This window comes from Pseudoalteromonas sp. NZS127_1, assembly GCF_015864295.1.
GTDB lineage: Bacteria > Pseudomonadota > Gammaproteobacteria > Enterobacterales > Alteromonadaceae > Pseudoalteromonas > Pseudoalteromonas arctica.
This window is the reverse complement of sequence record NZ_JADYXO010000010.1, coordinates 84,231-97,420: the sequence shown is the minus strand read 5'-3', so window position 1 is coordinate 97,420 and position 13,190 is coordinate 84,231. Positions and strand designations below refer to the sequence as shown.

Here is a 13,190-nt window from a genome sequence, read left to right as displayed (position 1 = left end):
TTATTTGAAGTGGCTTTTATTTGAGCTATAAATTTATTACCCAGAGTTTATTTAGTGTGTTTATCAAACCACCATTGAATATAAGCTACTTTAGTCATTAAGTTTGATGGGCGAGCTGTAATACCATGCGATGCATTAGGAATGCGCACCATTGCAGTATCAACGCCTTGTAGTTTTAATGCCTGATAAAACTGCTCAGTTTCTGATATTGGTGTACGGTAGTCAGATTCGCCAGTGAGCAACATAGTAGGAGTTTTAACGTTTCCAACATAACTAATAGGCGAGCGCTTCATGTAATGCTCAATGTGATCCCACGGTTTACCCGGAAACCAGTAATCAGCAAAAAACGGGTAAAAATCGGCAGTTAGTACAAAGCTGATCCAATTAATAACAGGCTTAGCAACTACAGCCGCAGCAAAGCGATCTGTATGACCTACAATCCAAGCTGTTAATACACCACCGCCAGAGCCACCGGTTACAAACAATTTAGACTCGTCAATAAAGCCTTTCGCTATTAGCGCATCAACGCCAGTCATTAAATCATCAAAATCGTTACTTGGATAATTATGATGAATAGTTTGTGCAAACTCTTTACCGTATGAATCACTACCACGTGGGTTCATGTATAAAACTACATTTCCTTTGGCTGCAAACAGCTGAATTTCAGCGCTAAAGTGCGGGCCATAATTAGCTACTGGACCGCCATGTATTTCTAGTATTAGCGGATATTTTTTGCTGCTGTCAAATTCTGGTGGGTAAGCAATCCAACCTTGGATTGGTAGCTCATCGTGGCTTGATTTAATCCAAATTTCTTCCACTTTAGCCAAAGTTTTATCAGCCAGAGCATCACTATTAAGGGTAGTTAAACGCTGCGCTTTACCGCGTTTAATTGTTGCTATATCAGCAGGGCGCTGAGTATCGGCAAGGGTAAAGGCTACTTCGCCATCTTCGCTTACATCAAAGTCACCACCAGAATAAGGGCGTCCAAAGGCAACACTGCCAATTTGAGTTGTTATTATTTTACGCTTGCCGCTGCGTGGTTGATAGGCGAGGGCGGTTTGACCTTTATCTGCATAGCTAAAGTATATGCCTTTGGAGTTTGCACTCCATTTCATTTGACCTACGCTACGATCAAAATCTGGCGTTAAGCTAGTTGTGTTACCTGTTTTTAAATCACGAATATAAAGCTGAGCGTTTTCGTAGTTAGTGCGTTTATCATCGTAACCTGTGTACGCTAAGTAACGACCATCGGGAGAGATTTTAGGTTGCTCGTCAGGTCCATTTCGGTCAGTAATTTCTGTTATATTTTGCGAAGCTAAATCAAATTTATAAATTTCACTATTTGTAGGCTTTAACTGATTGTTTGTGTGTCTATTTGCAGAGAAGTAAAGCGATTTACCATCTTTACTAAAACTAACATCACCTGCGTTATCAAACTCATCATGAGTAAGCTGTTTAGCATTCCCCCCGTTAGCATCTATAGAAAATACTTGGCTAAAACCTTTTTGCGTGTAACCGCCACCATCTGAACGGTAATAAACATCGTCAATAAATTTAGCTGGTTCTGCCCACGTTGCCCCTTTAGGTTTGCCTGGTAAGGTTACTGGCGCTGAAGCAGCACTTGGAACAAACATGCTAAATATTAATTGGCTAGAGTTAGGGCTCCATGTAATAGCACGTGGGCTATTCGTTAGATTACTAATTTTTGCCATAGCGCCTGTTTTAAGCCACTTAATATATATTTGGCTGCTGCCGTCACGGGTTGATATAAACGCAAGGCGCTGACCATCAGGAGAAAGAACTGGCGAGTAATCTATGTGCACGCCAGAGGTTAGCGGCTGCATTTGTTTGGTTTTGTAATCAACAGACCAAATATTACCCACTTTGCGATCTGTTTTTATATCCATACGATTACGCACAAAGTAAACGGTTTTACCGTCTTCGGTTATATCTATCTGATTCGCATATTCAAGGTCGAATACGTTTTCAAGTTGTAGCGTTTGCTCTGTTTGACTCGTAAAACCCGAAAAACTGACTGTTGCCAAAAGCGCAAAAGGGGTAATAAACTTCATTTTTATTCCTTGTTATTAAACAGTATCACATTTGTTATAAGGCAATAATGATTGAAAATAAACCCGATTGCGATGAATGCACATTACTTAGATAATGACTTATTTGAGTAATATGCATTTCAAGGGATTAAGCTAAAGCAACTGCTTGCTGAGCCTGTACTTGCAACTCTGCCTGTAATGAGTGTGCTATTTCTGCTGATCTCACTGAAAGTATTGAGAGTAAAGTGTCGCTTAAACCATGGGATGATTCTGAACGTCCTTGCAAAAATAACGATGGAAGAAAACGCTCGTCCGTTTTAACTTGATAATTTCGATCAATATCAATGTTTCCTAAATAGGCTTTAATAGGTTCTAACATAGGTGCCATTTTAGGTCGTTGATACCCTGTAGCTAAAATTACTAAATCGTAATTATTCGTGGCATGCTGATTTGATTTTCTATCAAGTATAGACAGCGTTATTTTTCCATTTTTTTCAGATGCTTCAGTAACTTCACTGTTAGGGCAATATGTATGTTGCTCCATCATGGCAACTTTTTGTTGATAAAAAATATTATATATTTGCTCAATCATCGATGAGTCAACAGCTGAATAATTAGCGTACTTATATTCTTTTAATAGCTCTTCTCTTTCTTGCTGCGTTTTACTGAATATAGAGTCTGTTGATGATGGGTTAAAAATTTCATTCACATAGGGACTTGAATCTGCTGGCTTCATCGAATTACCACGCATAATTAAATCAACTTTTGCGTGCGGATAATTATCATCAATATCAATAAAAGCTTCCGCAGCACTTTGCCCACCACCGATTATAGCAATGCGTAAGTCTTTTGTTTTTGCTGGAATAAGTTTAGCCATTTTTGATAGGTAGTGAGTATGATGAAATACAATCGGGGTTTGTTTTAGCGGTTGAAAAACTTCCGGTATTAAAGGGGTTCCGCCAGTGCCCATAACAAGTGATTTAGTAAAACGGATCTTACTTGTACCACCTGTATCTGCGGTTGTCACTTTGAGTAATTTTACTTTTTGATTATCCATAACCGGCTCAATAGAGGTAACCTCTTCGCCGTATTGACATTGAGAGGAAAAATGACCCGCAACCCAGCGCAGATAGTCATTAAATTCTAGCCTGCTTGGGTAGAAAGTACTTAAATTTATGAAGTCCACTAAACGATTATGTGAATGTAAATAATTTAAGAATGAGTAAGGGCTGGTTGGATTTCTCAATGTGACAAGATCTTTCAAAAATGAGACTTGTAGCCCACTTTGGTTAGTAATAGTATCACCATGCCATTGATATTCTGGCTGTTTATCAATAAATAAGGTATTTAGTGTGGTGGAATTGCTTTTAATTTCCTCTAAGGCAATCGCCAAAGCTATATTTGATGGGCCAAATCCGACACCAATGATATCGTATGTAGGTATTAGTGGCTGTGCCATGCTTAAACTCCTCGTTTAAAACAACTTTTATCTGCTACATAAATTTACTTTTTTTTATAAAAATGTGTAGCAGTGGGTATTAGCTGAATAAGGATTCATTAAGTATCCTTATTTAATGAATTACGTTAATTTAGCTTTTTTTTTCAACAACCCAAGGTGAAATGCTTGCTAGTTTTTCACTGGTTTCGGTGAGTTCTCTTTCTGGTGTTGAATCAAGTACAATTCCGGCTCCAGCCTGTAACCAGTGCTGATCGCCTTTACTCATAACACTGCGTAAAACTAATGCTGCGTCAATAACGCCTGTGTGATCTAGTTTTAAAATTGCGCCTGCATAAAGCCCTCTGCTACTGCCTTCGTGTCGTCGTATTTCTGAAAAAGCAGCCAGCTTTTGAATACCAGATGCTGTAACAGCAGGGAATAGGCTTTCGAATGCATGCCAAGCGTTATATTCTGTTTTTAGAGTGCCACAGACTCTCGAAGCTAAATGTTGCACAGAACCTCGCTTTTTTTGAACCATGAACTGTGGCACATGTACAGATTCTGGTTCACAAACTTCATTCATTTCGTCAACTGAAAGTCTCACAGATATTGCGTGTTCGTGGGTTTCTTTTGGATCTTTTAGTAACTCATCAAATATTTTTTGATCTGTTTCTGGATTACCTTCTAATCGTCGAGTACCCGCTAACGGCTCTGTTGTAACTTTACGGTTTTCATCAACTGAAAGTACAATTTCAGGACTAAACCCGGTGATTTTCCAACCAGCTAAATTCATTGTAAATGAACGAGCCGGTGTGTTCATTGAACGTCCTTGAAGCCAAGTCGCAGTGTAATCGGGAGAAAAATGTAGGGGAACCTTACGCGAGAGTATGACTTTTTCTAGTAAACCATTTTTGATATTGGCGACAGACTTTTTGACTGCATTTTTATAATTAATATTGTCTGGTATTTCGACATTTTTGTAAGGAACGTGTGCTCGTACAACTGCATTTTCTAGTATTAAGCGTACTTTTTGCTCAAGTTCACTGGATTTAGATTTAATGAGTGTTGGTTTTTTCCCTAGGGATACCGTTATTTTTGGCTCACAAATAAATAATAACGCTTCTTGGCCTGCTTTTTCTTCTTCGGTTAATAGTTCTGGTGATTTCAGGGCATACGCGAATTCAAAACTAGACCATCCACATGCTTGCCATTCACCATCCCAAGTATTTAATTCTTGCTGTAGGACTTGGCAGAGGTTTTCGCTGTTAACTTGGCACTGAGTTTTTCCTGCAGAGGTATTAGATTCAATGTGAGTTGCAAATACTGTTATAGATCGAACAATACCCCCTGCAAACCAACATTCACCGTTATCTTCGTAAATTAAATACTCTTTAAATATACCACTGTCGGCTAGAGCGGCTGCTCGTGCGAAGATTAAATTTTGCTCATCGCTTTGGGTTGTGCCTTCATTGGAAAAATTAGTTTTCATAATATCTTATGCTCCTTTTCAAAATACATTTTTCATACACACGGGATTAATTTTCAATCAATGTGTTGCAATAATAACTACAGTAAATAATAATGCAAATTATTATTATTTGTATTTTATGGTCTGTTTTATGGATAATGCACTTAGGCTAAAGCTTGCGAGAAAATTGGCGGCAACTCGAAAAATAATCATGCCGAATAATAATGTGGACTCTTTATCGACATTAAATCAATGCTTTACAGTTTCAAAAGCAAAAAATGAGAGCAGTTATGTACTTTCTAATGCGCAAGAAAGGATGTGGTTACTTAATCAACTCGATCCACTTTCGTCTGCTTACAATGTTTGTGTCTTGTGGCAATTTAAGGGTTGTTTAGATGCGCGTGTTTTACAGCAAAGTTGTTTTGAATTAGTGAACAGGCACAGTATTTTTCGAACTTCCTATTATGCAGACCCTATTGTTGGTGCTCGACAAAAAGTGCTTGATGAGTTTCCTTTGCAGTGGTGTGAATATGATTTACAAGATTTAGATCAGCAGACGCGAGAAGTACGTCTTAAAGAAATAGCACAACATGCAAGTACAGAACCTTTCGATCTTGCAACTAAGAGTACACTTCGACTTGCTCTCGTAAAAATGACCGACAGTCATCACACTTTAGTTATGGTAGGGCAACATATTGTTTGGGACGGGGCGTCATTTGGTATTTTTTCCAATGAATTATCAACATACTATAGGCTAATTAAGAGCGGCGAATCTAAACAACGCGCTCCGTTACCCATCCAGTATTTAGATTTTGCTCAATGGCATCGTGAAAAATGGCAACAAGATTCCGAACAAAGCAAAGAGCAGGTTGCGTTCTGGCAAAAGCAGCTTACACCGCTACCTGAGCCTATTGATTTTCCAACTGATTTTCCTCGGGGAGTGAGACAAAATGAAAATGGTGGCTGGCACAGTGATAATCTTGATAAAGCAACAACACAAACCCTACTTACGTTAGCACGAGAAGAACAAGTTACAACTTTTGAAGCCATTATTGCGGTGATTGCTTTATTAATGACTCGGCTTTCTAGGGCCTCGGAAGTGACGATAGGGACAGTGGCTTCGCATCGTAATCTACCTGAGCTGAGTGACCTGATAGGTAATTTTGGTAATGTTATTCCACTGCGGATTAAGGTTGATAATAAACTTTGTTTTCGTGAACTGATCCGTGATAGTGCGACACAATGTCGTGCTGCTTTTTCACATGCAGATTTACCCTTTGAATTATTACTTGAAAAATTACAAATAAAACGAGGGGAATCGCAAAACCCATTATTAGACACTATGGTGACTTTCTTAAGCCATGGGATGTCTCCACCGGTAATCGATGACTTAGATGTACATTGGGAAAAGTATTTTAATGGTACAACGCAAACAGATCTCTCTTTTGACGCATTATTAAAAGATAACTGTCTTCAGTTTCAAGCCACTTGGCGTGCTTCATTATATAGACCAAAAACCATACCAAATCATTTAAAACGGCTGCTACAGTTACTTAAACACTGTGTCCAAGAACCAGATATAGCACTAGCTAACATTACCACTGTATTACCCGATGAAAATCAATTAATAAAATTGGGTCAACGCGATGCATTTTTAAGCCCAGTAACAACGCTCGTTGCTTGGTTTGAGAGTACCGTGGGTAAATACCCAAATCGAACTGCCGTTGAGTTAGTTGGCAGTGAAACGATAAAGAGTGTTTTGCAAAAACAAAACGTCCTGCATGACCTCAGCTTTTTAACGCTCAATGCAAGAGCAAATAGAGTCGCAAGGTGGCTAGTATCGCAAGGGATTGGGCCAGAGGATCGGGTTGCCATAATAATGCCTCGTCAGTTGGAATGGTTCGTTGTGATGCTTGGTACACTCAAGGCTGGTGCCGCTATTGTACCTATAGATCCAAATTATCCAGAGGATTACATTAACCGAGTACTTACATTGGCGGCGCCAAATATAGTAATTAATAACGGTGATACACATTCATTTGAATCAGCTAAAGCGACTGAATTACAAACTAAAACAGTCAGTTTGTTAGTTATTGAGAATGAAGCATTAAGTGTAAAAAATAGTGATCTTAATCTTACAAACGAAGAGAGATGCCGGCCATTGCGCTCATCTCATCCAGCCTGTATTACGTTTACATCAGGCTCAACAGGGCAGCCAAAAGGTGTTGTTGTAAAACATGCTTCGCTGGTTAACCTTATTGCTAGTCATAAACACGATCTCTATAGCGAAGCTTCTGCGCTTGTAGAACATAATCAGCTAAAAGTTGGCCATGCTTGGTCTTTGGCCTTTGATGCCTCATGGCAACCTACACTGTGGATGTTTGAAGGCCATAAAGTCTATTTATTTGATGCAAATACGATGCAAGACGCGGTCACTCTTGCCAAAGAGATAATGCTTAAAAAAATGGATTTTATTGAGTTAACTCCCAGTATGCTAGATGAAGTATTACCGTGGTTACAGTCAGGACTTACAGATACCAATGGGCAATTTATTGAACCTCACACACCTGCAATATTGGGTTTTGGTGGTGAATCGGTAAAACAAGAGCTTTGGCAACGTATAAAGAGCCTGCCTGGTACGTTGGGCTTTAATTTATATGGCCCGACAGAGGCAACAGTGGATGCAATGATTGCTAAAACCAATGCCGCTGAAAAGCCGGTAATAGGTGGGCCAGTTGCAGGAGGGCAAGTTTATGTTTTAGATAGTTGCTTGCAATTAGCGCCTTTAGGGGTGCATGGTGAGCTTGCAATTGCTGGTGCTGGATTAGCAAGAGGATACCTTGATCGTAGTGATTTAACAGCAAGCAAGTTTATTGCTAATCCTTTTTCTGAACAAGGTGAAAGACTTTACCTAAGTGGTGATAGAGTCAAATGGACAACTCAAGGAAATATTGAATACATTGGCCGTATAGACGAGCAAGTAAAAATTAGAGGTTTTCGTGTTGAGCCGCTCGAAGTTGAGTCAACCATTGAGCTGTTAATTAAATGTCCTTGCGCTGTGATTGCCAGAGCGGTTACTCAAAGTGCGATGGAGTTAATTTGTTATATTGAAAATGAAATTGAGCAACTAAGCGATAATCAAGAGGCTAATTTAAACTTAATAGCCCGCTTTCGCTATGTATGTGAGCAAGCTCTACCTCCTCACTTAGTCCCCAAGTATTTTGTAATTAATAAAAAACTACCTAAATTACCTAATGGAAAAATTAATCGTAAAGCGCTGTCGATACCTGATGATTTAGGTGTTATTGCCAAAAGAGCCCCTCGCAATGAACTGGAGAAAAAGCTATGTAGTTTAGTGTGTGACGTTTTAGGGATTGAGACAATAGGCATTGACGATGGATTTTTTGCAGTGGGTGGCGATAGTATTTCAGTGGTGAAATTAGTCAGTCGCGCTCGTCGAGAAGGGATCCACCTTACTCCTCGTCAAGTATTTAATGCAAAATGCATTGCGAATTTGGTTAAAGAATTACACGAAGTTGATCCCCTAGGAGACAGTCAAAATAGTAAAACGGTTAGCCACGATAGTAATGATAAAGGTCAGCTTACTTCAACTTCATTAATGCAGCGCTACCTTAATGCAGCGACACCGCTTGATCGATTTGCACAACTAGCAAGTGTAGTAGTGCCTGAAAGTATGACGGCTGGTGAACTAAAAGAGCTTGTGTATGCTTTACTTAATCGCCATGGGTTGTTGCGAGCTCAATTGGTACAATCGGGTACGGGGGAGTTATCCCTAAATGTTCCGGTTGAAAATACCCAAACTATTTATTGTGAGCAAACTTATCAACAGTGTGATGATGATAAGTATAGAGTGTATTCTGAAAATACTGATTTACCCACTTTAGAAAACTCAGGTGTATTATCAGCAGCTGAGTTGGCAAAACAACTATGCAGTAATTTAAGTCCTAAAAACGGTGTTATGGTTGCCGTATTGTTAGTTAAAGAAAATGAAAATAATAACCAAAGGGCTTGGTTTGCCATAAACCATTTAGTCATAGATGCCTCATCATGGCATATTTTGGCTGAAGACCTTGCGATTGTCCGAAATCAGCAAGTGAATAATGAAAAACTTGAATTACCTCCCGTACCAACATCATGGCGTAGTTGGTCCAATCATATAAATAAATTAAGCCAGCAGTATATACCTGCGCCAAATTCAACCAATTTGGGAACGTTGGCAAGTGCTCACACATTAACTTGGAGCTTGGAACCTTATAATAAAACATGTCCTGCATTAACTGTCGCTCGTAGGTTAGGGCTTCCGCTGGCTAGTTTATTACCTGCTATAAGTTGCTTAGCTGCCATTACATCAAAATTAAAACCAGCTGTAGATAATCGCTGTCCTACCTTGGTACTAGAGCGGCATGGTCGAGAAATACAGGAACCAACACAAGATTTAAGCAGGACCATTGGCTGGTTTGCCCGTGAAGTTTATGTGGCTCTCAATAGTGATGTTTTAAAGACTAAATCGGATGAAATGTCGAGCCAGTTGATAGAAACAGTGTTGCGTAAATGGTGTGGTCAAATTATTCAGCAAGACTCTCCTTTTGTATCATCAAATGGTGTCGCGCCTGCTCAACAAAGTGTAAATGGTTGGTTAGTCGGTTTTAATTTTCTTGGTGATTTAAATTTATCCTCCAATTCAGATTTATGGTCAGTAACTCCGCTTCTTGAGCAGCTCACTGAAGCTTGCTCCGATCACTGGCCGTTACTAAATTCTTTAGATTTAACAGCCTACTACTGCCATAAAAAAGGGATAAAAACACTTCACTTTAATGCGATAACACCTAGTAGCGAATTGCACCATAGTGATCTACTACGATTTAAAGCTGAGTTAAATAAGCTTTTTCATCAACTACACAACTGTTTTATTGAAGAACAACAACAGCTACAAGCACAAGGTCTTGTTGGTAGTAATAATTTGACAATTAAGCCAGCTACGCCACTGCAAGTTGAAATGCTTCGCCACTGTCATGGACTAACAGATCCATGGACAACACAAATGGAAATAACTCTTTCTAATCAACACACCCCAGAAATATCTGAAAGTGCTTTAAAAGCAGGGGCCGCAGATCTTCTGCGCCGTCATGACGCGCTAAGATCAGGCTTTTTTATGAAAACATTTTCTACCTTTACTGCCGATATACTCGAGCCTGCATGGGAAACTTTAGATTTACGTGGTGAACCAAGTGAGCAATATGAAGCATTGTTAGTGCAGCATCGCACAGCATGGTACCAATATCGCTTTGAATTTGATGCTCCGCCACTCATGCGATTTTTATCTATACGTATAAGTGATAGTCAGTGGCTAATTTTGATTCATTGTCATCACTTACTGCTGGATGGTTGGTCAGCCCCTCGAATTTTGCAAGAGTGGCTTGGTGGAATGAGTGCTGAAGCCACTTTAGCTTATCCAGATTTACATTGGGGTCAATATCTTGATTGGTTACAAAAACAAGATCCGACAATAGCTTGTCAATATTGGAATAAAGCGCTGAATGGTTTCAAAGCCCCTTCATTATTATGCCCGACAAGACAACAACGATTTCCTTCACAAGAATTATCTAGTGTGCTTTGTGCTGCTGTAAATGCAGACATTAAAGCATTAGCTGCAAAGATTAATGTATCTACGGCCATGCTATTTCAATTGGCATGGGCTAAAACAGTGGGTAATGCACTTAATCAGGACGATGTCGTATTTGGTTTATTTGATTCTGGTCGTGCAGCGTCGTTAGCAGGTATTGAAACGCTTGTTGGGTTGGTTACTCAGTTAGTACCAATACGGATTAAGACCGGTTCTTTGAGTAGTCCAATTGCGTTGTTGCAGCAGTTGCAAACTGAACAATTTGAATGGCAAGCGTTAGCTCCGGTTAGGTTGGATAATTTGGAAGCGACTCATCGTTTTGGTGAATTTTTTGATACTTTATTAGTTATTGAAAATGCCCTTGATGCGGATACACAAACCGCAGAGCCAATTAAACAAGTCGATTCATCTCAAGGGCTTGCATTGGCAGGATTAAAGGATGTTAAGTGGCAAGATTCGGTTGGCCAAGCCGCTGCTTTATTTATCTACCCAGGTGCAACAACCAAGATCCGTTTGAGCTTTGACCCGCATGCAGTGGGCAAAAAACGTAGCGCTCAGCTATTAACTGATTTTGAGTTCTATTTGCAAGCACTTGTCGATAGTTGTAACAAATTCAGTCATGAAGCCGCAAATTCTGCGCAACTTAATAACAGCGAATTAAACCCCCTATCAACAGTCTCTTTGGAGTTAAATCATGAGTGAAAATATTTTCGATGATGAATCAATGGCATTTGTAGTCCTTATCAATCATGAAAAACAGTATTCGTTATGGCCTGAAGTATTAACTATTCCTTCTGGTTGGGAGCCGGTTTTTGGCCCTCAAACACGTGATACTTGTTTGAGTTGGCTAAATGATAATTGGACAGATTTACGTCCTAAATCACTCATAGAGATGGATGGAAATTAATATGGAGCAGATTAACAAAGGGATGCCAGCAGGTACAGCATGCCTGTATCAATCCTTTGCTGAACAAGCCGTTATGCACCCTAATCGCATCGCTGTTAGTGATGAACATAGCTCCTTGACATATAAAGCGCTTAAACAAAAAGCGGAGTTGGCATCACATCGACTTTATGCAAGTGGTGTTCGTACAGGAAACTGCGTGGCTTTAATATTGCCTAGAAACTGTGAGCAAATTATTCACGTGTTAGCAATATTGCAACTTGGAGCGTGCTATGTGCCGATTGATCCCGACTACCCCAAAGAAAGGATCGATTGGATAATTACTTGTAGTCAGCCTAGCGCAATTGTTACTCAGCGAGAGTTGAGCATGACGCTTTGGGGGAACGATTCACTTACTAAAGCTATGAGTCATTTGTTGTTTGTCGAGGACCAATTTAACTTTGTTCCAGATGAGCACGAGAAACCTGTTTACAGAGCCGCTGGTGCTTTCGCTTATATTATTTTTACTTCAGGGTCGACGGGAAACCCTAAGGGAGTTGTTGTAGGGCATCAGCAAGTTCTGGCCTTAATTAATGCGGCAATGCCTTTATTAGATGCAACACATACCGATGTTTGGGCTTTGTTTCATTCACTGGCTTTTGATTTTTCAGTGTGGGAAGTGTGGGGAGCCTTGACCACAGGAGCCAAGCTAACGATTATTCCAAAAAGTGTAATTTGGTCACCAGACGCCTTAGTGCAATATTTGAGAGCAGAAAAGGTCACTATTCTTAATCAAACGCCTTCAGCATTTTATGCCTTAATTGACGCAGAAAGTAAGGCTCTAAAAATGAGTGAGCAACCACTATGCTTGCGCAAAGTAGTCTTTGGTGGCGAAGCACTTAATTTGGATAAAGTAAAAAAATGGTGGCAGCTTTACCCTTGCGAAACATTGCAATTGATAAACATGTACGGGATCACAGAGACAACGGTGCACGTAACATGGCTAACACTAAGTGATTCACTTTGTGGCACTGAAAATAGTCCAATAGGTGAAGGGCTACCTAGTTTGGAGGTGCTTTTACTTGATGAAAATTTAGAAAAAGTGGCTGATGGTGAAATTGGTGAAATTTATGTAGCAGGAGATCAAGTGGCATTCGGTTACATCAATCGCCCTGATCTAACCGCGATGCGATTTGTTGCCAGTCCTTTTCATACTGGGAAGCGGATGTATCGTTCGGGTGACTTAGCGAAGCAACTTGATGGTCAACTCTTTTATATTGGTCGTGCAGACAGGCAATTGAAAGTAAGGGGGTTTCGTATTGAGCCGAGTGAAATAGAAGTTGTTTTAGAATCACATGCAAAGATACAAAGAGCAGCCGTGATAGCAAAACCATGCCTCGACAGTGGTTTATCAGATGGCTTAATTGCTATTTTAATCGCGACAGAGGAATCATTTACCGCACAACCAATAGCAACATTGAGAAATTATCTATCTCAGCATCTCCCTGTTCACTATTTACCTTCAGACTTTCTATTTCTTAAAAAATTCCCGCTAACAGTAAACGGAAAACTGGATGAAAAAGCGTTACTTATGCAGTGGCAAGCAAATCAAAAAAGTACTTCTTCTTTGCATCAACAGCGGCTAGAGCTGCTGCGTTTGAAGCAACAAGACATCCTCGCCAAGTCAACAACATGATTTGGTAAAG

Annotated in this window: 6 protein-coding genes; 3 read left to right on the top strand and 3 right to left on the bottom strand. The window is 39.8% G+C overall.

All coding sequences use genetic code 11. From position 1 onward, the window contains the following. Positions 1-47: 47 nt before the first annotated feature. The 3 genes from I6F50_RS11015 to I6F50_RS11005 all read right to left on the bottom strand — a co-directional run bounded on the left by I6F50_RS11015 (position 48) and on the right by I6F50_RS11005 (position 4,978). Positions 48-2,072 carry a S9 family peptidase gene (locus I6F50_RS11015; protein WP_197119023.1) on the bottom strand — a complete coding sequence of 675 codons (2,025 nt, stop codon included), beginning with the start codon at positions 2,070-2,072 and terminating at the stop codon, positions 48-50. Positions 2,073-2,199: 127 nt separating this feature from the next. Beyond that, complete coding sequence (locus I6F50_RS11010) at positions 2,200-3,510, bottom strand: lysine N(6)-hydroxylase/L-ornithine N(5)-oxygenase family protein (protein ID WP_197119022.1); 1,311 nt, start codon at positions 3,508-3,510, stop codon at positions 2,200-2,202. Between the two features lie 130 nt (positions 3,511-3,640). Then, on the bottom strand, positions 3,641-4,978 hold the full coding sequence (locus I6F50_RS11005; protein ID WP_197119021.1) for a salicylate synthase: 1,338 nt from the start codon (positions 4,976-4,978) through the stop codon (positions 3,641-3,643). A gap of 130 nt (positions 4,979-5,108) precedes the next feature. On the opposite strand from I6F50_RS11005, the gene I6F50_RS11000 reads away from it, so the two are divergent. The 3 genes from I6F50_RS11000 to I6F50_RS10990 are packed head-to-tail and all read left to right on the top strand — an operon-like array spanning position 5,109 to position 13,180. Beyond that, a complete protein-coding gene (locus I6F50_RS11000) occupies positions 5,109-11,303 on the top strand; it encodes a non-ribosomal peptide synthetase (protein ID WP_197119020.1) in 6,195 nt (2,064 codons plus the stop codon). Beyond that, positions 11,296-11,508 (top strand): MbtH family NRPS accessory protein, encoded by a 213-nt coding sequence (locus tag I6F50_RS10995; RefSeq protein ID WP_197119019.1) that lies wholly within the window; start codon positions 11,296-11,298, stop codon positions 11,506-11,508. Before I6F50_RS11000 ends, I6F50_RS10995 begins: the two co-directional genes overlap by 8 nt. A gap of 1 nt (position 11,509) precedes the next feature. Continuing rightward, the gene (locus tag I6F50_RS10990; protein ID WP_197176226.1) at positions 11,510-13,180 is read left to right on the top strand and encodes an amino acid adenylation domain-containing protein; all 1,671 of its coding nucleotides are present in this window, start codon (positions 11,510-11,512) and stop codon (positions 13,178-13,180) included. The last annotated feature ends 10 nt before the right edge of the window (positions 13,181-13,190 follow it).